Raw genomic sequence first — 21,712 nt, forward strand, 5'->3', positions numbered from 1 at the left:
TGAAGTTCAATAGCGACTTTTGTCTAACGTATTTGAATGCATTTTTTCTAAGTTAAAGAAGGCTTTAGACATTGGTCGATAATTAGCAAAAGCTTGTTGGTTTACTAGCTCTTAATCGATTAAGTTTCACCTGTCACTCAATCTTCACACAACACGAAAGTTACTTTGCAACACGTTGGGTAAACCACCTTATCGCGTTGTTTGGCACATGGTTCGGCGAGTCGAAGTAACGACATGGGTGGCAGCACTGAAACGCTGGCTTTTTACACTGGTTTTGGGGCCGGTGATCAAAAAGTAGGGAGCCAAACGGGTTCGGGCGTTCGGAATAAAAAACAATAGGATTTAACATTAGGGTTGAAAAACAATGCATAAAACAACGTTCAAAACACCTTTAGCCATTGCCGTCGCCGCTGCCAGCCTCGGTCTTTGCGGTGCCGCCAACGCTAACATGACCATGGAAGAGCGCTTTGCCGAACTGGAAGCACGCATAGCAGCCGCCGAGCAGCGTGCTGATGCGGCTGAGCGTCGTGCGGAGCTGGCCGAACAGGGCCGCGGCGCAGCGCCTGCTTCAAGCGCCCCAGCCGTTGCCACTACCGATGCTGACATTGAAGAGCGCCTAGCGCGCGTCGAGCGCCAGGCCAGCGGTGAAGAGGGCTTCTCGTTTAACGTTTACGCCCGCTCTGGCCTGTTGATCGGTGAAGATGGCAAAAGCGCACCGGGTGGCCCTTACCTAACACCAGCAGGTGGCAACGGTGGTGCCGTCGGTCGCTTGGGTAACGAGCCCGACACCTACTCTGAAGCCATTTTGAATTACCGCATGCAGTTTGATAACGGTGCTAAAGCCCGTTACACCACCATGTTGGCTCATGGCACTAACTCCAGTAACGATTGGGTGGGCGATGACACCAACCTAAACGTGCGCCAAGTGTATGCAGAATTCAGCGACCTGCCCAGCTTCACCGGGGCGTTTGAAAACGCATCCATCTGGGCCGGTAAGCGCTTTGACCGTAACAACTTCGATATTCACTGGCTCGATAGCGATGTGGTCTTCCTAGCTGGTACCGGTGGTGGTGTGTACGACGTACAGCTGGCGGAGAACTGGAAAACCAACTTCTCGCTCTATGGCCGTAGCTTCAGCGAATTCCCGATCATTAACCGTGAGAACCCCGGTTTAGACGGTGGAGATAGCAACACCGACAACCTGGTACTGACCTCCAACAACTACTTCGGTAACTGGCAGGTGATGGTTAACGGTATGTCCGCTGCCGATAACGATGAGCGCGATATTGGCGCGGGCCAAACCGCTGCTGATACCGGCTGGCACACCATGGTGGCTTACCACGGTGATAGCTTCTTCGGTATGGGCGAAGGTAACTTCAAAGCCGCCGTGCTGCACGGCCAAGGCTTGGGTGCTGAGGTGAAAGGCCTGGGTAGCAATGGCGACCTCACTGACGACGCCACGGCCACGCGTTTAGCCGTTTACGGCACCACTTACATTGCCCCGCAATGGCGTATTGCGCCTGCTATTTTGGCAGAAACCAGCGATGACCGTTTCGCGAATGGCGACAGCTACGACTGGGCGACCCTAAACGTTCGTCTAGCGAATGAAATCAATCAGAACTTTGAAATGCAGTACGAAGCCAGCTACCAGTGGATAGACTTCGAGCCGCAGGGTTACAGCGGTCGTAACGCTGTCGATGGCGACTACATGAAGTTCACCATTGCACCGACCTTCAAGCCGGAAGTGGGTGGGTTCTGGAAGCGTCCTGAAATCCGTCTGTTCACTACTTACAGCGATTGGGATGAAAGCCTGAACAGCTACGGCGCTAGCTCGCTGGGTAGCGACGGCTTCACCGGCGGTGAGTTCACCTTCGGTGTACAAACTGAGGTATGGTTCTAAGAGCGAACCGCTCCCTAGCAAGGCTGTTTTGATCTCATGGAATCATGACGCGTATTTGACCAATGCTGATTGCCCGCGACTCGTCGCGGGCTTTTTATTGGCCTAGCTTTACTAGGCTAGGTTTTGGGTAGAGAAAAGGAGGGGCCATGCCGCTGCTTCAAGAAAAGTTAAAAGCACCGCCACTGCCGCTGAGTGTGGTGGCAAGGCCGCGTCTGAATGACTATTTCGCTTTAAACGAGCGGGTGCGTTTGTTAGTGGTGCAGGCACCTTCGGGCTATGGCAAGACCACGCTGCTGGCTGAACGACTACCCGCCCTGGAGCAAGAGGCCGCCTGGCTTTGCTTGGACCCGCGCGATAATCAGCCCGCTCGCTTCCTAAACTACTGGCAAGCCGCCATCAATGCGCTGTTAGACGAACATACGCCGCTGTCGCCAGCGGTTGAAGAAACCGGGTGCGTTGATCAGCTAGAGCGCTGGCTAAGCGAGCTCCCCGAACAGCACGCCTCATGTCGCCTAGTGCTCGATGAATTTGAACACCTGACACATCCCGATATTTTAGCCGGGCTTGCCTGTTGGCTGCGCCACCAGCCCGCTTGGCTCACGTTAACGCTTACCAGCCGTTCACGACCCGCCTTGGGGCTTGCCAGCCTGCGGTTGCGCGGCGAGCTTGAAGAGATCGACCTAAGTGCGTTGGCGTTTGATAGCGAAGAGGCACACACCCTGTGTGCGGAACAGCTCAGTTTCCCGCCTACGCGGGTAAGCCTTGAGCGGGCGCTGCGCAGAAGCGGCGGTTGGGTAATGGCGCTTAACTGGCTGGTAGAGCGCACGACGACCCGGGCAGGCTTCGATGCGCTGGTTGAGCGATTAAACGGCGCTCACCCTGATTTTGTGGCTTGGTTTGATGAACTGCTTGCCCAGGCGCTGCCACCCGATGAGCGTGAACTGCTGCTGCAGCTGGGGGTATTAGAGCGGTTCTCGCCGGAGCTAATGGCGCGCTTACTAGAAGGTGAGCGCCTGACCCAGCGGTTTGAGGCCTTTGAACAGGCGGGGCTGTTTATTGAGCGCCCCGACCCCCACGCCCAGTGGTACCGCTTTCAGCGATTGTTTGGCGAGTACCTGCGCCATCGACGTCACGAGCTTAGCCTTGCTACCCAGCGCACGCTCCACCAGCGCGCCAGTCAGGCATGGCTGGCGCTTAACGACCCAGTGATGGCGCTGCGCCAAGCCATTCTTGCCGAAACGCCCGACGATGTGGCTAGCCTGCTGGTATCGCAAGGGCCTGCGCTGTTGGCAAGCGGTGCCTACGCGCTCTTGGCCCAAGGCCTCGCGCTGCAAGGAGAACCACAGATTTCACAACGCCCAGAGCTTGCGCTGCTGTATGGCTGGGTGTCTCATGCTCAGTTTCAGTTTGATATCACCGCGCGGGTTATTAGCTGGATCGAAGCACAGCTGGAGGTGCCTGACTGGCAAGTATTGAGGGCGGAGTTTGCCACACTGAGAGCGCAGCTGGCGATCAATCAAGGCAACGCTGAACTCGCTGCTCCGCTCGCCGAACAGGCACTTGCCGTGCCCGCCCGCTATTTGGCCTCTACGCCACTCACAGCGACCGCCATCCTGAGCGAGGCGCGCTTTGTGCTGGGCTATTTAGAGGAGTCGCTGCAGCGGGTGCGCGAAGTGGAGCGCCAGGCCCGACAGCGTGATGACCATCAACTGCTGCTGTGGTCGTTTTGCCACCAGTCGGAGACGCTAGTGGCTCAAGGACGCTTGCAGGCCGCCTACGATATTCAGGAGCGTGCCTTCGCCCACTTAGAGCGCGCCGAGCTTGAGCACTTGCCCGTCGCAGAGTTCCTCTACCGGATTCGCAGCCAACTGCTTTGGGAGTGGCACCGTCTGGACGAGGCCGAGCAGGCCGCGCTAAAAGGCATTGCCGTACTGGATAACCAGGGCGAGCGCTGGACGCTACAGTGCCACATTCAGCTGGCCAAAATCGCCCAGAGCCGTGGCGACCAGGCCCAGTGTGCCGACCATATTCGGCGGCTGCGTAAAATCCTGGCTGAAGGCGATTACCATATTGACTGGGTCGCCAATGCCCATGCCACGCTGCTTTCCTGGTGGCACACTACCCAAGACTTAGAAGCGGTGGAGCGCTGGCGTCAGGAAGCACCAGCCCCGATCACCGAGGGGGCGACCAACCATTTCTCCCAATGCAATGTGCGTAACCACGCCCGGGCGCTAACGCTGTTGGGCCATTTTGATGAAGCACGCACGCTGCTAGAAGCGCTGGAGGTACATACCCAGCGCTTGGGGTTAGTCACCGATGCCAACCGTAATCAGCTGTGTTTAGCGGCAGCGGCCTGGCACCAAGGCGGCGCTGATGCCGCCAGCCATCATGTGCAGCAAGCGCTCAGCTTGGCGTCGCGCACCGCGATGGTCGGCAGTTTTTTACGTTTGGGTAAACCGTTAAGGGAGTTGCTGACCGGGCTTATCGCTAGCGGCTCGTTGCCAGCCTTAGAGCATGCAAGAGCTGAACGGCTGCTAACGCTTGTTGGACGACAAAAAGATTTTGGCAGCGCCCGACGCCTTATGCTGGATGAAACGGTGATTGCCGATATCGTTGCACGGACGGATGTTCCTGAGCTTATTCGCACGTCACCGCTGACCCGCCGCGAATGGCAAATCCTTGGGTTGATTCACGCCGGGCTCTCTAATGAGCAGATCGCCGAGCAGCTCTCGGTGGCTCCGACCACGATCAAGACCCATATTCGTAGCCTCTACCAAAAGCAGAACATCCGCCGCCGGGATGAAGCGATTGCCTTGGCCGGCCAGCTGTTGGCACATATACAGGGGGAGTAGTTCTTAAAAGGTAGTTCTTGCAAGGAAAGCCATACGGCGCTTGGCCGTCTCGTGACTGCTTTCTGACACCTCCTCCTCGCGTCTACGCCTAACGCTCCCCCCGGGGGAGGATTTTATCTCTCCCCTCAGCCTGCATCATGCCAATCATCGTTTATAAAACCATCGTTTATAAAACCGTCGGCAATAATAAGGATAAGGACTCACTATGATGCAGACACCGTCTACTTCTCACTACATCGGCAGCCAAGGGGCCGACTGGTGGCGCGGGGCCGTGATTTACCAGATTTATCCCCGTAGTTTTATGGACAGCCACAGCGATGGCACCGGTGAAGGCGTTGGCGATTTAAAAGGGGTGATCGAGAAGCTCGATTACATCGCCTCGCTGAACGTCGATGCGATTTGGCTCTCGCCGTTTTTCACCTCGCCGATGAAAGATTTTGGCTACGACATCAGCAACTACCGCGATGTAGACCCGATGTTCGGTACGCTGGAAGACTTCGACCGCCTAGTCGAAGCGGCCCATGCGCGAGGGCTGAAGGTAACGATTGATCAGGTGATGTCTCACTCCTCAGACCAGCACGCCTGGTTTGAGGAGAGCCGCCAAAGCCGCGATAACCCCAAAGCCGACTGGTACGTGTGGGCCGACCCCAAGCCCGACGGCGCGCCGCCCACCAACTGGCAGTCAGTATTTGGTGGCAGCGCCTGGCAGTGGGATACCCGCCGCTGCCAGTACTATCTGCATAACTTCTTGGCCAGCCAGCCGGACCTCAACTTCCGCACCCCAGCGGTGGTAGAAGCCATGCTGGAAGAAGTGCGCTTTTGGTTAGAGCGCGGCGTCGATGGCTTCCGGCTGGATGCAGTGAACTTCTGTACCCATGGTGAGTTGAAAGATAACCCGCCGCGTCAGGAAATCACCGAGAGCTTCCTGGGCGTTCGCCCCGACAACCCCTACGGTTATCAGCTTCACCAATACGATAAAACCCAGCCGGAGAACCTGCTGTTTCTAGAGCGGCTGCGGGCACTGCTGGATGAGTACCCCGGCACCACCAGCGTGGGCGAAGTGGGCGACGACGATGCGCTCGGCGTGATGGCGGAGTACTCACAGGGCGGCAAGCGCCTGCACATGTGCTACTCGTTTAACCTGCTGACCGATAAAGCCGACCCCGGCTACCTGCACGAAACGCTTACCGAAATGGAAGCGCGCATTGGCGACGGCTGGCCCTGCTGGGCGCTGGGAAACCACGACGTGACGCGGCTGGCAACCCGCTGGCAGGCGGAAGGGCAGCTCGATAAGCTGCGTCTTTATATGGTGTTTTTGCTCAGCCAGCGGGGCAGCGTATGCCTCTATCAAGGCGAAGAGCTGGGCCTGCCCGAGGCGCAGCTGACCTTCGAGCAGCTCGTCGACCCGGCAGGCATTACCTTTTGGCCCGCCTATAAAGGCCGTGATGGCTGCCGCACCCCGCACCCCTGGCAAGCAGATGCCCGCCATGCAGGCTTTAGCCGCGCAACGCCTTGGCTGCCGGTACCCGATTCACACGTAAGTTTGGCGGTGGACCAGCAAGAGCAGGATGCCGATTCGCTGCTTAACGCTTACCGTGCTTTTCTAGCGTTTCGCCGCACCCAGACTGCGCTGGTTAAAGGCGACGTGCGCTACCATCCGGTACGCGACGAGGTGCTCTGTTTTGAACGCACCTATCAGCAAACGCGCTTGTTGGTAGCACTCAACTTTAGCGATCAAACCGTTACTCGCACAGCTCCCGAGGGTGCTGAAGCACTCGACGATGCGCCTGCGTGGTTAAACGGTGAGTGGCAGGCAGGTACGCTGACACTGCCGCCGTTTGGGGTGGCCATTGCCCGTTGCCCGCAAGCACAGGAGGATGCGCCATGGGACGTTTAACTCTGACCGGTATTGGTAAATCTTTTGACGGTGTTGAGATTTCACGGGATATCGACCTCACCATTGAAGACGGCGAGTTCGTGGTGTTTGTTGGCCCCTCTGGCTGCGGAAAATCCACGCTGCTACGCATGATCGCGGGCTTGGAGGACATCACCACTGGGGATATGCAGCTCGATGGTCAGCGGATCAACGAGATTCCGCCGCAAGAGCGGGACATCGGCATGGTGTTCCAATCCTACGCTCTCTATCCGCATATGAGCGTGGCCGAGAACATGGCCTTTGGCCTGAAGCTGGCGCGCACCGACAAAGCGGAAATTCGCCGCCGCGTGCAGCACGCTGCCGAGATGCTGCACCTCACCGAGCTTCTGGAGCGCAAGCCCAAAGACCTCTCCGGCGGCCAGCGCCAGCGGGTGGCCATTGGCCGCACGCTGGTGAAAGAGCCCGCTGTATTTCTGTTCGACGAGCCGCTTTCCAATTTGGATGCCGCGCTGCGCGTGGATATGCGGGTACAGATCGCCGCGCTGCATAAGCGCTTAAACGCCACCATGATTTATGTCACCCACGATCAGATCGAGGCGATGACCCTGGCGGATCGCATCGTACTGCTTTCAAAGGGGCGTATTGCCCAGGTAGGCGCGCCGCTATCGCTGTATCACTTTCCCAATACCCTTGAGGTGGCGGAGTTTATCGGCTCGCCGCGTATTAATACGCTGCCGGTGACGGTGGTCGACCCCGGCGAGCGCCAAACCGTGGTGCGCCTGCATAGCGGTGAAACGCTGGCGGTGGCGGTGAATGGCCAGCAGCTTCAGGCAGGCGATAGCGCCACGCTGGGGCTGCGGGCCGAAGACTTTGTAGCGGCTGAGCAAGCGGATGCAACGCTGAGTGCAACCCTGATGGTGGCTGAAAAGTTGGGCTATGAAACTCTGGCCCACTGGCAGGTAAAGGGCATTGAAGCGCCTTTAACCCAACGCCTGGATGGTTTAACCCGGCTTGAAGAAGGGCAAGCGTCACATCTGGGGTTGGCAGGGCAGCGCTGCCATCTGTTTGACACTAACGGCAACGCCTGCCCACGCCAAGTCACGGTGGATGGGGTAAGCCGATAATTTTTTAAATAATTAAACTTTTTTTTAAAAAGAGTGCATCCAATCGGTCTCCTTGTGTGTATCCCCTATACAGCCGCTATTTAAAGCGGTTGATACAAAACCCAAGGAGACTGAAATGACCATCCAACATATGACGCGTGCTACTCTCGCCGCTACCTTGATTGCATCCTTCAGTCACGTCGCGCTGGCTGACATGACGCCTGCCGAAGTCCAAGTACCGGACGGCAACACCGTCGCTCTCGAAACTGTGGGCGTTGGCGCTATTACCTACATGTGTGAAGCCAAAGAAGACGGCACCATGGGCTGGGTATTCAAAGGCCCGCACGCTGCGCTGAACGATAGCGAAGGCACCCAAGTAGGCAGCTACTACGGCCCGCCCGCCACCTGGGAAGCCCTGGATGGTTCTAAAATTACCGGCACTCAGCTCGCCGTGGCGCCGAATGGCGATGGCAACATTCCGCTGCAGCTTGTTGAAGCCAACCCAGCTGAAGGCGAAGGCGCCATGAGCGGTGTTAGCTACATCCAGCGCCTGAACACCCAAGGTGGCGTTGCCCCTGATGTTGCCTGTGACGATGGTCACGACGGTGCCACTGCGGTCGTTACCTATCAAGCCGACTATATCTTCTGGACCGCTAACTAAGCGTTCAAACACTGACTAAACTTTATTAAGTTCAGTAAGGCTAGGGACTCGTATCAAGGCTCCCTAGCCGCTATGCTAACTGGCAGTGCGACGACCGATATCGGCGCGTTACCAGGGAGTGAAGATGTGTCTGAACGCGATATGTCTGAAACAGGTAAGGCTAACACCATTAGCACCGAGAACGGCCACGTAAGGCCCACTCAAGAATTTGATTACGCTGATGCGCTCGCCCGCTGCGCCCGGGGGGAGCACGCAGCGCTACAACAGCTTTATCAATACGAAGGTGCCAAGCTGCTTGGCGTTGTTTTGCGCATAGTGAAAGACCGAGGCATGGCGGAAGATATTGTTCACGATGCCTGCCTGAATATTTGGCAGCGCGCGGACAGCTTCGACCCTCAAAAAGGGGCGGCCCGTACCTGGATCTTCAGTATTGCCCGCCACCTAGCGCTGAATGCCATCCGCGGCCGTGACCGCGAAGTGAGTGTCGACCTGAATGACCCCCACGAACTCGATGACGACGACACCTTTCAACAGGCGTCACGGGTGACGGACGCCTTCGATTGGCAAACCGGCCAGCGGATGGATGAGTGTTTGCAGCAGTTGGAAACCGAACGCCGTAACTGCGTGCTGCATGCTTATGTAGATGGTTTGTCCCATGCAGAGATTGCGGCGCACACGGGCGCGCCGCTGGGTACCGTAAAAGCCTGGATTAAGCGCAGCCTACTTCGCTTACGGGAGTGTATGGCATGAGCCCTTCAAACGAACCCGATGACCTTCATGCCCTAGCCGGGGAGTACGTGCTAGGCACGCTGCCCATGGCCGAGCGTGAGGCTTTTGAGGCGCGCTTAGCCGACGACCTTGAACTGCAAAAAGCGGTGGCGGCTTGGGAAGAGCGCTTCTTTCCCTATACCGCGATGGTGGAGCCGGTCACGCCCTCCGATTATCTCTGGCCGCGCATCGAGCGCAGCCTGAAGGCATCGTCTGCGAGCGCCTCGCGACCAATACCTCATCGCACGCCGAGCTCCCATGTGCCGCGTCGTCGCTTGGCGCACAGCCTGCCGTTTTGGCGTGGGGTGGCGGGAGTCAGTTTCGCTGCTGTATTGGCAATGAGCGTGATGCTGACGAACGTGGTCACCGGACCCTCAACACCTGAGTACATGGTGGTGCTGTTAGCGCCGCAAACTCAGTCGGCGGGGTGGGTGGTACAGGCCGCGAATCGCCAGGAGATTCAGTTGATTCCTTTGGGCACGTTTGAAGTGCCCGAGGGCAAAGCGCTGGAGTTCTGGACCAAGGCCGATGATTGGCAAGCGCCTGTCTCGCTGGGGCTCGTCGAGCCAGGGCAACCGCTGCGCCTGCGTTTGGATCAGTTGCCGCCGCTTGAGGATAACCAGCTATTCGAGCTGACGCTGGAAGATGATGCTGGCTCGCCCACCGGGCTGCCCACCGGCCCTATTGAGTTTATTGGCCGCGCGGTCGAAATCTAACATCGCCACCCCTGGTGGCGATGTTTATTGACAGCCTCTGTTAAAAGAAGCTCAACCCGACTTGGAATAGACGCTCCACGTCGCGAATGCGTCGTTTGTCGATCACAAACAGAATCACGTGGTCGCCGCTTTCCACCCGCACGTCACCATGGGCGATGAGCACTTCTTTACCGCGTACGATGGCACCGATAGTGGTGCCTTCGGGCAGGTCGATCTCGGCAATCGTACGGCCCACCACTTTTGACGACTGCTTATCGCCGTGAGCGATGGCCTCGATGGCCTCCGCCGCGCCCCGACGCAGGGAGTGAACATTGACGATATCGCCCCGGCGCACGTGGGTGAGTAGGCTGCCGATGGTGGCCTGCTGAGGGGAAATGGCGATATCAATGTCGCCGCCCTGCACCAAATCCACGTAGGCCGCGTTGTTGATCAGCGTAAGTACCTTCTTCGCCCCCAACCGCTTGGCGAGCAGCGACGACATGATGTTCACCTCGTCGTCGTTTGTCAGCGCGCAGAAGATATCGCAGTCTTCGATATTCTCCTCTTCCAGCAGCCGCTTGCTGGTGGCGCTGCCGTGGAGCACCACGGTGCGATCCAGCCGCTCGGAAAGCGTGGTGCAGCGCTCCAGGCTGTGCTCGATGATCTTCACCTGATGGCTGTGCTCTAAGTGCTCCGCCAGCCGCTCGCCGATATTGCCGCCCCCGGCAATCACTACCCGGCGAAAATCCCGCTCGACCTTGCGCATCTCGCTCATTACGGCGCGGATATCCCGCCGGGCGGCCAGGAAAAACACCTCGTCATCGGCTTCAATCACCGTATCGCCACGGGGAATGATCGGCCGGTTGCGGCGGTAAATCGCCGCCACGCGGGTTTCCACGTTAGGCATATGCTTGCCCAAAAACGCCAGATCCTGACCCACCAGCGGGCCGCCGTAGAAGGCTTTCACCGCCACCAGCTGCACTAAACCCCCGGCAAACTCCAGCACCTGTAGCGCGCCGGGGTGTTCGATCAAGCGGCGCACATGGTCGGTGACCACCTGCTCGGGGCTGATCAGCACGTCGATAGGAATGGCTTCGTGGGCAAACAGGCCCTTGCGGGTCAGGTAGGCGGTGGAGCGCACGCGGGCGATTTTGGTTGGGGTGCGAAACAGCGTGTGGGCCACCTGACAGGCGATCATGTTGATCTCGTCGGTGTTGGTCACCGCGATTAGCATGTCGGCGTCTTCACAGCCTGCTTGGCGCAGCACAATAGGGTAGGAGCCCGCGCCGGTCACCGTGCGGATATCCAGCTTGGTGTGCAGTTCACGCAGTTTTGCGCCGTCGGTATCGACGACGGTGATGTCGTTCTCCTCACGGGCGAGGTGTTCGGCCAGCGTTGCGCCCACTTGGCCGGCGCCAAGAATGATAATTTTCATTCGTTTATGTCCTCACGGTCGAACTCAACGCAAAGCCGATAGCCAATCCCCGGCTCGGTTTGCAGCAGGCTAGGGGCCTGTGGGTCATCGCCCAATTTCTGGCGCAGCTTGCTGATGACGATGCGTAAATAGTGGGTGTCTTCTTGATGGCTTGGCCCCCAGATCGTGCGCAGCAAATGGGTTTGCGTCACGATTCGGCCAGCCTGGTTAATAAGCTGGTGCAGTACCGCAAACTCTTTGCGGGTTAAATGAATCGTCGCACCGTGTAATGTCACTTGATGGGCCGCGATATCAACGGTTAACGCGCCATACTGATAACGCGGTTTGGTGATAGCGGGCGGATGCTGGCGCAGCAGAGCGCGAATACGGGCCAGCAGCTCCTGAATGCCAAACGGTTTAGTGACGTAGTCGTTGGCGCCGTTATCCAATGCGCGCACCTTCTCCACTTCTTGGCCGCGCACCGAGACAATAATGATCGGTATGCTGACCTGCTGGCGCAGCGTGCTGAGTACCTGCTGCCCATCAATATCGGGCAGTCCCAGATCCAGCAAAATCAGATCGATAGGATCAGCCGTTAACATCTCACGTACGGTGTGGATCGCGGCATACCCGGTGCTGGCTTCGCTGATACGAAAGCCTTGCGACGCTAAGCTAATGCGTAAAAACTGCCGAATCGCGGGCTCATCATCAACGATCAGTATGCGTGCGGGCTTAGGCGTCATCGCTCGGCTCCTGGGTGGGGGTCGAGAGTGGCAGCCGCATAATAATGTGAGTTCCTTGCCCGTTGGGCCCTTCAACAGCAGTTACCGTTCCGCCATGGGCGCCCAGCATTCCACGGCAAATAGCGAGCCCCAGCCCAGTACCGTGCAGGCTACGGTCACCCTCATTACCTGTGAAAAACATCTCAAATACCTGTTCACGCATGGCGGGTGGTATTCCGGGCCCTTCATCGGTGACGGTGAGTGTGAGCGTGCTATGGAGAGGATCGGTAGCAGCGGCAATGGTGATCACTCCGTTAGGAGGAGAAAACCGCGCCGCGTTTTCCAGTACGTTGACCAGTGCTTGCTCAATCAGGGCGGGGTGAACATTCAAGAGCGGCAGCTCGCCATCCCATGCTTGACGCACGTTAATATCGGCCAGCGCGCCGGTTAAACGACGCCGTGCTGACGCTACCAAATCGTCGACGCTGATCCAGTCCCGCTCAATCGCCAATTCGCCGTGGCCTAGTCGTGTCATGTCCAGCAAGTTTTGAATGTAACGGTTCAGTCGCTCGCTTTCATGAAGGACGCCGTCAAGCAGTTCAAAGCGATCCTGTTGGCTTAGCTGGGCATCTAACGTGCGCAGGGAGCTGGCGGCACCAATAATCGATGCAAGCGGCGTACGTAGATCGTGAGACACCGACGCGAGCAGGGCAGAGCGCAGCCGCTCCTGCTCCTCTGCCAACCGAGAGGCATTAAGTGCCAGCATTCGCTCGCGGCTAACGCCTGCAATATGACCCACGACCAGCGCGATTAATAAAAAGAACAGGAGCGTGACCAACTGCTCCCGCTCAGACACTGCCAAAGAAAAGTACGGCTCGGTAAAGCCAACGTTAAACACCACAAAGTTCACCAGCGCACTGATAAAGGCCGCATGACTGCTGGCCAGAACGGCACAGGCAAGCACGGCTGTTAAAAAAATCAGCGATAAATTGGCCAGCGCGAGCCAGGTATGTAGCCACCAAGCAGCCAGCAGAGCCACACTGCTAGTGCCGAACACTAAAGCTAACTCGCGCCGGTTGGGAAGACGAAATACGCGCATGTTGTTCACCGTTAGCGCCGCCAAAACATCGGTGTCATGAGGACGACCACGGTTAAAATTTCCAGGCGGCCCATCAACATACCCACACATAGCAGCCATTTGGCGGCATCGGGCAGGCTGGCGAAGTTGCCAGCCGGGCCAATGGTATCGCCAAGGCCTGGGCCTACGTTGGCCACGGCCGTGGCCGCACCGGTCAGCGCGGTAACCAAATCTAAACCGAGCGCCGCTAAACCCAATGCAAGCACGGCAATGGTAATAAAAAAGAAGAACGAAAAAGCCACGACGCTGCGGGAGATATCGCTAGTGACCGGCTGCTGGTTATAGCGGGTGTTAAAAATACCGTTCGCGTGGATCAGGTAGCGCAGCTGGTTGCGTAGAATCAGCATGGCGATTTGAAAGCGGAATATCTTCATACCGCCGCTGGTAGAGCCGCTACAGCCGCCGATAAAAGTGAGGTAGAAAAAAGCGGCAATCGGTAGCGTGCCCCACAGCGTATAGTCGTCTGATGCGTAGCCAGTGGTAGTAACCACTGAAACAACGTTAAAGGTGACGTGGGTGAGTGAGACAAACCAGTTGTCGCCTTGAAATACCCGCCAAGCGCTTAGTATCACAATGGCCGCCAGCAGCAGTTTAAGCAGCCCGCGTACCTGTTGGTCTTTCCATAATGCGCTGCGGGAAGAGCGGATAAAGCGAATATAGAGTACGAACGGCAGCGCGCCGCTGAGCATAAAAAAGCTGCCCATCCATAGCAGCCACGGCTGTTCGGAATATGCTCCAAACGATGCATCAGAATTGGCAAAGCCACCGGTCGCCAGTGAGGTCATCCCATGCACGATGGCGTCTAACGGCAGCATGCCACCCAGCCAGTAACTGAGCATCGCTGCCAGGGAAAGAGTGACATAAATAGACAGCGTGGCTTTGGCAATGCCGCCGGTGCGAGGCATGACCTTATCCGACCAGTCAGAAGACTCGGTATGAAAGAGGCGCATGCCGCCCACTTTCAAAAACGGCAGAATGGCAATGCCCATCACGATGATGCCGATGCCCCCCAACCACTGCATCAAGCCGCGCCATAGCTTTAAGCCGTCTGAGAGGTTCTCAATGCCCACCAGCACGGTTGAGCCCGTGGTGGTGATCGCCGATACGGATTCAAACACGGCGTTGGTGAACGTTAGCTGCGGCGCGCCAAGAATCAGCGGCAGGCTGGCAAAGCAGCTAATGCTGGTCCAACTGCCTGCCGTGAGAATAAACATTTGCCACGGCTTAAGCTCAAGCGATGCACGGTAAGTGAGCAGTAGCGTTGTCGCCACACAGGCGAGCACGATCATAATAGACAGGCTAAACGCCTGGGCGTCGGGGTCTCGTTCAATCAGTAGCACCGCCCAAGGCACCGCCATAAACAGCGCTAGAATAAGCCACAGCACCGACAAAATCTTAAACACCGGTGCCCAGTGGCGGTAGAGCTCTTTGCTGCGATAAAACCAGGGGTTGGTAGTGTGCATTGCCATACTCATCGTTCATTTGCTTTAAGCATGGTCTATAACATCATGCACCTGCATAAAAAGTCCGTAAAAAATAAAACCCGGCGTAGATTTCTCAGGCGCCGGGAATGAGCAAGCCGCTCAAGCGAGGAAACAGTCTAGCGATGCACTCTTTTAACCCTTCACACCCCCTGCAGTTAAACCGCCAATAATCCAGCGTTGGCAGATCAAAAACGCCACGGTAATCGGTAAGCCTGAGAGAACGGCGGCAGCGGCGAAGTTACCCCAGCGCTGGTTGTGGTCGGCTAGGTACTGCTGGGCACCCACGGCGAGGGTCAGCTTGTGTTCGTCCACTAGAAGCACCGAGGCCATGGGGTACTCCATAATGCTCATCACAAACGCCAGAATGAACACCACCATTAAGATCGGGATAGAGAGCGGCAGCAGAATGTAGCGAAACGCTTGCCAAGTGCTGGCGCCATCCACCATGGCAGCCTCCTCAAGCGAGCCGTCGATGGATTCGAAATAGCCCTTAATTGTCCAGATATGCAGTGCCACTGCGCCGAGTGAAGCCACAATCAGCGCGCCGTGGGTATTGATCCCCAGCCAGCCAACAAACTGCCCCAGCCGGTCAAATAGCGCATAAAGCGCCACCAGCGACAGCACCGCCGGGAACATTTGAAAAATCAGCATACCTTTGAGCAGTGGCTCCTTGCCTTTGAAGCGCATGCGGGCAAACGCATAGGCGCTGGTGGTGGCCAGCATCAGAATCAGCACTGACGACACCACGGCCACCTTGATGGAGTTCCACAGCCACAGCAGCACGGGAAAGGGCGGCTGCACAATGGTGCCGTCTGGCCGCTCCCAGGGGATGCCCAGCGCCAGGGACCAGTGCTCCAGCGAGAAATTCTCTGGAATCAAGCTGCCGGTGGCAAAGTTGCCCTCCCGAAACGAGATCGAGATTACCAGCAGCAGCGGAAAGACAATTAGCGATACAAAGCCGATCAGCGCTAAGTGCGCCCCTAGGCGGCGCACGCCAACGGAGCGGGGTTGAACCATGGCCATGTGTAACCTCCTATACCTTCACTTTGGAAAGGCGCAAATTGAGCAGCGACATGCCTGCCACCAGCAGGAAAATCAGCGTGGCAATTGCGGCCGCTAGGCCAAAATTCTGCCCAGCATCCTGAAAGGCTATGCGGTAGGTGTAGCTCACCAGCAGGTCGGTGGTGCCCGCCGGGGTGCTGGCCCCTAAAATATCCGGGTTGCCGCCGGTGAGTAGCGCGATCAGCACAAAGTTATTGAAGTTAAACGCAAAGGCGGCAATCAGTAGCGGCGTTAATGGCTTGATAATCAACGGCAGGGTGATCTTGAACAGGTTGGTGAGCGGGCCGCCGCCATCCACTGCCGAGGCTTCGTATAAATCCTGGGGAATGGCCTGAATCAAGCCCATGCAGAGCAGCAGCATGTAGGGGTAGCCTAACCAGGTATTCACAATCAGCAGCATGCTGCGGGCAAGCCATGGGTCGGTAAACCACTCGGGGCGCACGCCAAACAAGGTGTCCAGAATCATGTTCACTTCACCAAAGTGCTGGTTGAACATGCCTTTAAAAATCAGAATCGAAATAAACGCCGGTACCGCGTAGGGCAGAATCAGCAGCGTGCGGTAAACGGCCTTGCCCTTGAGCTGGTCCCACTGCAGCAGCGAGGCCAGCACAAAGCCAACCGCTAAGGTAAACACCACGGTGAGGGCGGCAAACACGAAGGTCCACACAAAAATTTGCATGAACGGGCCGCGAATATCCGGGTCCGTGAAAATCTGTGTGTAGTTGGAAAAGCCCACGCTCACCGGCCAGCCGGGCGTAATTTGCTCGCCGTTATCCGCGACAAAAAAGCCAATGTTGGGGTCGGGGGTAAGCAGCCGCTCATCGCGGCGATCATACAGCGCGCCATCCTCGCGGGCTTCATAGCGGTTGACCATGGGCGCAAACTGGCGCAAGCCCGCCATACGCAGTTCGCTGCCGTCTGGAGTGACCAGCCGCAAACCTTGCAGGGCATCCCGTGCTTGAATAATGTCACGCATGCCCAGCGCTTCCTGTGCGGGCGGGGCATCGGCTGCCTGAACGCCAATCTGGCGATTTTCCTGATTGGCAAAATTGAGCGGAGACGACACAAACCGCTGGCCCTGAGGGCTTTCCAAATAGAGCCTTACCAGCTCGCCTTCGGGGTAGAGCGTTAGGTCAAAAGCGTTGCCTTCCGCTTGATAGGTTTGGCTCATGAGCTGGCCACGCACCCGCTCTTCTGAAAGCAGGTTGGTAGAGCTGTAATTACTAAAGCTGATCCCGAAAGTGTAAATCAGCGGGAAAATAACAAAGACCCCGAGGCCTGCCACTGCGGGGAAAATATAGCGGTGGCTCATCAGCGTGCGTTTGGTGAACACCACGCCCAGCGAGCCGCCTAACACTAAAAACAGCAGGGCAAACATCCACTGGCCGTTCAAATGGAAGGCCAAGACTAACCAGAGTAGCGCAATCACCAAAACAGCAATCACGCCACGCATGGCCCAGCGGGTGTAGCGTTCAGTAAGATGGCGAGAGCGATGGCGGGGAAGGCCACGAGACGCGTTGGTGGTATACATGATGGCTTCCTGAAAGCTGCCCAGCGGCTAATGCCGCTGGGCAGGGAGGGGAAAGATAGAGGCTACTGACGCATGCGCCGTGCAGCGGCATCCAATGCTTCTTGGGGGGATTGGCGACCGCTGCCAATGTTCTGCAGCGCGGGCTCCATGGCGGCCCAGAAGGCTCCCATTTCAGGAATATTAGGCATCGGCATGCCTACTTCAGCGTTTTCCAGCGTGGCGGCAATATTGGGGTTGTCCGCCAGCTCGGCTTGGTAATCAATATGGGCCACCGCGCCTAGCGAACCGTCGCTGTTGAAGGTGCGCATCCCCTCTTCGCTGAGCAGGTAGTTCTCTAAAAACTCAATGGCCAAAAAGTCATTGGGGGTGGCGGAGTTGATCATGGCGGTCATCACGCCAAACATCGGTTTCGCGTGCTCATCGCCTACTTTAGGCAGTAGCGCCACGCCGTAATCAATGCCGCTGCGCTCCAGGTTAGGCCATGCCCAAGGGCCGCTGATCATGGTGGCTACTTCGCCTTGGTTAAAGCGCGTATCCATCAGGTTGTAGTCTGTGCCACGGGGGAGTACATCGCTTTCGATCAGCTCGACCAGTAGCTCCGCGCCTTGCAGTGCGCCTTCATTGTTGACGCCGATATCGCTGACGTCATAACCGCTGTCGGTCTGTTTGAACGGGTAGCCGCCGTTGGCCGCTAGCAGTGTCCAGCCGTAATAAGGCTCGCTGTAATCAAACAAAATGGCTTTTTTGCCTTCTTGAGCCAGCGTAGCGTCCAGTTCCATTAACTCGGCAAAGCTTTCGGGAGGCGTTTCCACCAGCGCTTTGTTGTAAATCAGGCCGAGGGATTCCACCGAAATAGGGTAGCCGTAGGTTTCGCCATTCCACAGTGCGGCCTCCCAGGTGAAGTCGTAGAACGCTTCGCGGAAGCTGTCGCTGGGGGCGAGTGGTTTGAGTAGGCCGCTTTGTGCCCACTCACCCATGCGGTCGTGGGCCCAAATCACGATATCCGGGCCTTGGCCACTGCCTGCCGCCTGTTGGAAGCGGTCGGTCAGGTTGTCAGGGAACACAACCTCTACTTCAATGCCGGTGTCTTCGAGAAACTGTTCAGCCACCGCACGGATGCCTTCTTGGCCTTTATTGTCACCCATCCAGATGGTTAAACGGTCATCTTCAAAGGCGAAGGCGGGGAGTGTTGCGGTGGCTGCTAACGCAGCGGCGAGCAGCGGCGTGAAAAATGGACGAACCATTGCCATGATGTGCATACCTCATTTGGACATTGTTGTTGTCGTGCACGCTCTAGAGTGACGTGCTTTGTTCCCTGCCAGCGTCGCTAATTCGGCGCAAGGTCACCTCCTCCTCAGGGGGAGTAGGGGTGGCGTATCCCAGGGGCGTAGAGTAAAGGTAGAAGAGCAGGCCAATTTGTAGGCAAACAGCGTCTGGAAAGGGCGGCAGTAGACAATATTTTGTAGTAAAATTACATGAAATATTGCGTATAATGCCTCGCATCAGATAGATTTTAGGTAATCTAACTACATTAGATGATCTAATTATAAATAGGAGCTGAGATGAGCCAGTCACATGCCCCGCTGGGCGACCCCAATCACGCGATCGATTTAGCGCTATTCGGGGCGCTAGGCGACCTTGCTATGCGCAAGCTGTTTCCTGCGCTGTATCATCTTGATCGCGAAGGCTTAATGCCCGAAAGCACGCGGATCATGGGGCTGGCGCGTCAGGAGCACGACACTGCCGCGTTTCGTCAACTGGTCAGCGGCGCGCTGCAAAAGCGCCTGAAAAAAGACGAGCAGGATAAAGAGAGCCTGGAGCGGTTCCTGAACCGCTTAGAGTATCTCAAGCTCGACTTCGCCACCGCAGAGGGCTACGACGCCATTCGCCAGTGGCGGGAAGGCTCCAAGCAGCCCATGGTGGTGTATCTATCCGTCGCAGCACGCATTTATGGCGATATCTGCCGCAATTTGCAGGCGAGCAACAGCCTGGATGATGACACCCGTGTCATTGTTGAAAAGCCGATTGGTTATGACTTGGCCTCTTCAGAAGAGATCAACGACGCGATTGGTGCCGTGTTCCCCGAATCACGCATTTACCGCATTGACCACTATCTGGGTAAAGAGACGGTTCAAAACCTGATCGCCCTGCGGTTTGCCAATCCGCTGTTCGGCACCCAGTGGAACCAGAACCATATCTCCCACGTCGAGATTACCGTTGCTGAAAAAGTCGGTATTGAAGGCCGCTGGGGCTACTTTGATGATGCGGGCCAGCTGCGGGATATGGTGCAGAACCACCTGCTGCAACTGCTGTGCTTGATCGCCATGGACCCGCCCTCCAACCTGGATGCCGATGCCATTCGCGATGAGAAGGTAAAAGTGCTTAAAGCGCTGAAACCCTTCACCGGTGAAGCGCTTGGGCGCGACGTAGTGCGCGGCCAGTACACTGCGGGCACCAGCGACGGTCAAGCAGTGCCGGGCTACCTGGATGAAGAGGGTGCCAACACCCAAAGCCAGACCGAAACCTTTGTGGCCATGAAAACCGAAGTGGCCAACTGGCGCTGGGCGGGCGTGCCGTTTTACCTGCGTACCGGTAAACGGATGCCGGAAAAACTGTCGCAAATTGTCATTCATTTCCGTCAGCAGCCGCACTACATCTTCGACCCGGACCAGCGCGGCATCGCTTCTAACAAGCTGATTATCCGCCTGCAGCCGGAAGAGGGCATTGCCCTTCAGGTACTCACCAAGGATAGCGGCCTGGATAAAGGCATGCGCCTGCGCCCTGGCCCGCTGCACCTGGATTTCAACAGCGCCTTCCCGAAATCGCGTATTCCCGATGCCTACGAGCGACTGCTGCTAGAAGTCATGAAAGGCCAGCAGTACCTGTTTGTGCGCCGGGACGAAGTGGAGCACGCGTGGCGCTGGTGCGACCAGCTCATCAGCGGCTGGAAAACACGCGAAACCCCGCCGCGCCGTTACCCGGCGGGCTCTTGGGGGCCGGTCGCCTCTATTGCCATGATCACCCAGGATGGCCGCAGCTGGTACGAGGATTATTAAGATGAGCAACACACGACAAGCGCTCGCCGAGCAGCTAGCAGAAGCCGTTTACCAAGCCTTGGCCGACGATCTTTCCCACCAAGCGCGTGCGCTGCTGGTGGTCTCCGGTGGCTCAACGCCCGTGCCGTTTTTCAAGGCGCTGGCGCAAAAGCCGCTGGAGTGGGCGCGGGTAGATATCACCCTGGCCGACGAGCGCTGGGTAGATGAGCAAAGCAGCGACAGCAACGCCAAGCTGGTGCGCGAGAACCTGCTGCAGGGTCCCGCCGCCGCGGCTACGTTTGTGCCGCTAACCTCTGACGCCGGTACGCCGGAAGAGGGCGTGGCAGCGGTAGCAGAAGCCACCGCCGGGCTTGCTTGGCCAGCGAGCGTGGTGATTTTAGGCATGGGCGGCGATGGCCACACGGCGTCGCTGTTCCCCGATAGCCAAGAGCTGGGCCTAGCGCTTTCCACCGATGAACCGCTAGTGGCCGTGCGTACTCCCAGCCAGCCGCAGCCGCGCATTACCTTCTCGGCGGACCGCCTGCATCAGGCAAAGCGCCACATTCTACATATTACCGGCGACGATAAGCGTGCCGTATTGGCGAATGCCATGAGTGGTGACGATGTTCGTACACTGCCCATCCGCGCCTTCTTATCTTGCCCGCTGGCGATCTACTGGGCGCCCTAACGCTACACTTTCGCCAATAACAATTTGCTTGGAGACTCACTCATGACCATCGATAAACAGCTACCCTCAACGCGCACCGCCGAGCTAGACAGCATCTGCCTAAAAGCAGAAGTAATCCCGGTGATCACCATCGAGCGCCTGGAAGACGCCGTACCGCTGGGCCGCGCCTTGGTTGAGGGTGGCCTGACCGTGCTGGAAATTACCCTGCGCACCGACTGTGCCCTGGAAGCCATCAAGCGCATGAAAGAAGCGCTGCCGGGTGCCAGCATTGGTGTAGGCACCGTGCTGACGCCCGCGCAATATCGCCAAGCCGAGCAAGTCGGCGCTGATTTCGTCGTTACGCCCGGTGCCACCGACGCGCTTTACCGCTACGGCGTAGAGAGCACGGTGCCCATGCTGCCGGGTGTATCTACTATTTCTGAGCTGATGACCGGCTGGCAGTACGGCTATCGCCGCTTCAAGTTCTTCCCCGCGGAATCCAGCGGCGGTGCCAAAGCGATCAAAGCATTCGGCGCACCGATCCCCGAAGCGCGTTTCTGCCCCACCGGCGGCATCACGGTCGATAACGCCGAATCCTACCTTTCACTGCCGAACGTGATGTGTGTAGGCGGCTCTTGGCTGACGCCGAAAGCAATGGTCGATGCCGAAGATTGGGACGGCATCCGCGAACTCGCCCGCCAAGCCGCAGAGCGTTTCCACCACTAAGCGTTTCCATCACTAATAGGCAACGCCGTACCGAGCACTCTCGTTACTTGCCTCACTGATGTCGGGTCGTGTGAGCAA

At 57.5% G+C, this 21,712-nt stretch carries 17 protein-coding genes; 10 read left to right on the forward strand and 7 right to left on the reverse strand.

What is annotated here, in order from left to right:
* Positions 1–364: 364 nt before the first annotated feature.
* The 7 genes from R0J87_RS13060 to R0J87_RS13090 all read left to right on the forward strand — a co-directional run bounded on the left by R0J87_RS13060 (position 365) and on the right by R0J87_RS13090 (position 9,876).
* Positions 365–1,900, forward strand: a complete 1,536-nt coding sequence (locus R0J87_RS13060) for a carbohydrate porin (protein ID WP_498886630.1) — start codon at positions 365–367, stop codon at positions 1,898–1,900.
* A 146-nt stretch (positions 1,901–2,046) separates the two neighbouring features.
* Positions 2,047–4,752, forward strand: a complete 2,706-nt coding sequence (gene malT / locus R0J87_RS13065) for an HTH-type transcriptional regulator MalT (protein ID WP_498886632.1) — start codon at positions 2,047–2,049, stop codon at positions 4,750–4,752.
* A 205-nt stretch (positions 4,753–4,957) separates the two neighbouring features.
* Positions 4,958–6,649 (forward strand): alpha-glucosidase family protein, encoded by a 1,692-nt coding sequence (locus R0J87_RS13070; protein WP_498886634.1) that lies wholly within the window; start codon positions 4,958–4,960, stop codon positions 6,647–6,649.
* Positions 6,637–7,752, forward strand: coding sequence for a sn-glycerol-3-phosphate ABC transporter ATP-binding protein UgpC (gene ugpC / locus R0J87_RS13075; RefSeq protein WP_498886636.1), 1,116 nt, complete (start codon positions 6,637–6,639; stop codon positions 7,750–7,752). Before R0J87_RS13070 ends, ugpC begins: the two co-directional genes overlap by 13 nt.
* Before the next feature lie 115 nt (positions 7,753–7,867).
* Positions 7,868–8,392, forward strand: a complete 525-nt coding sequence (locus tag R0J87_RS13080) for a DUF3455 domain-containing protein (protein ID WP_399842858.1) — start codon at positions 7,868–7,870, stop codon at positions 8,390–8,392.
* Between the two features lie 72 nt (positions 8,393–8,464).
* Positions 8,465–9,142: a sigma-70 family RNA polymerase sigma factor gene (locus R0J87_RS13085; protein ID WP_498886638.1), complete on the forward strand. Its 678-nt coding sequence runs from the start codon at positions 8,465–8,467 to the stop codon at positions 9,140–9,142.
* Positions 9,139–9,876 (forward strand): anti-sigma factor, encoded by a 738-nt coding sequence (locus R0J87_RS13090; RefSeq protein WP_498886640.1) that lies wholly within the window; start codon positions 9,139–9,141, stop codon positions 9,874–9,876. Before R0J87_RS13085 ends, R0J87_RS13090 begins: the two co-directional genes overlap by 4 nt.
* 40 nt (positions 9,877–9,916) lie before the next feature.
* On the opposite strand, the gene trkA is transcribed toward R0J87_RS13090, so the two are convergent.
* From trkA to malE, 7 genes are all read right to left on the reverse strand, one after another.
* Positions 9,917–11,290, reverse strand: a complete 1,374-nt coding sequence (trkA, locus tag R0J87_RS13095; RefSeq protein ID WP_404465914.1) for a Trk system potassium transporter TrkA — start codon at positions 11,288–11,290, stop codon at positions 9,917–9,919.
* Positions 11,287–12,012 (reverse strand): response regulator, encoded by a 726-nt coding sequence (locus tag R0J87_RS13100; protein ID WP_404345414.1) that lies wholly within the window; start codon positions 12,010–12,012, stop codon positions 11,287–11,289. Before R0J87_RS13100 ends, trkA begins: the two co-directional genes overlap by 4 nt.
* Entirely contained in the window at positions 12,002–13,090 is a 1,089-nt protein-coding gene (locus R0J87_RS13105) for a sensor histidine kinase (RefSeq protein WP_498886643.1), read from the reverse strand. The genes R0J87_RS13100 and R0J87_RS13105 overlap by 11 nt, the downstream gene beginning before the upstream one ends.
* A gap of 11 nt (positions 13,091–13,101) precedes the next feature.
* Complete coding sequence (locus R0J87_RS13110) at positions 13,102–14,592, reverse strand: TrkH family potassium uptake protein (RefSeq protein WP_498886701.1); 1,491 nt, start codon at positions 14,590–14,592, stop codon at positions 13,102–13,104.
* Between the two features lie 153 nt (positions 14,593–14,745).
* Positions 14,746–15,636, reverse strand: a complete 891-nt coding sequence (malG, locus tag R0J87_RS13115; RefSeq protein ID WP_404345416.1) for a maltose ABC transporter permease MalG — start codon at positions 15,634–15,636, stop codon at positions 14,746–14,748.
* A gap of 10 nt (positions 15,637–15,646) precedes the next feature.
* Positions 15,647–17,206: a maltose ABC transporter permease MalF gene (gene malF / locus R0J87_RS13120; RefSeq protein WP_498886645.1), complete on the reverse strand. Its 1,560-nt coding sequence runs from the start codon at positions 17,204–17,206 to the stop codon at positions 15,647–15,649.
* Between the two features lie 62 nt (positions 17,207–17,268).
* Positions 17,269–18,456: a maltose/maltodextrin ABC transporter substrate-binding protein MalE gene (malE, locus tag R0J87_RS13125; RefSeq protein ID WP_498886647.1), complete on the reverse strand. Its 1,188-nt coding sequence runs from the start codon at positions 18,454–18,456 to the stop codon at positions 17,269–17,271.
* Positions 18,457–18,768: 312 nt separating this feature from the next.
* On the opposite strand from malE, the gene zwf reads away from it, so the two are divergent.
* From zwf to R0J87_RS13140, 3 genes are read left to right on the forward strand one after another with little or no spacing between them, the layout of a single operon-like run.
* Positions 18,769–20,262 (forward strand): glucose-6-phosphate dehydrogenase, encoded by a 1,494-nt coding sequence (zwf, locus tag R0J87_RS13130; protein ID WP_404345419.1) that lies wholly within the window; start codon positions 18,769–18,771, stop codon positions 20,260–20,262.
* A 1-nt stretch (position 20,263) separates the two neighbouring features.
* On the forward strand, positions 20,264–20,929 hold the full coding sequence (gene pgl / locus R0J87_RS13135) for a 6-phosphogluconolactonase (protein WP_188640197.1): 666 nt from the start codon (positions 20,264–20,266) through the stop codon (positions 20,927–20,929).
* 42 nt (positions 20,930–20,971) lie between these two features.
* Positions 20,972–21,634, forward strand: coding sequence for a bifunctional 4-hydroxy-2-oxoglutarate aldolase/2-dehydro-3-deoxy-phosphogluconate aldolase (locus tag R0J87_RS13140; protein WP_399842888.1), 663 nt, complete (start codon positions 20,972–20,974; stop codon positions 21,632–21,634).
* Positions 21,635–21,712: the final 78 nt, after the last annotated feature.

Source organism: Halomonas sp. SIMBA_159 (genome assembly GCF_046536035.1).
Taxonomy (GTDB): Bacteria; Pseudomonadota; Gammaproteobacteria; order Pseudomonadales; family Halomonadaceae; genus Vreelandella; species Vreelandella venusta_A.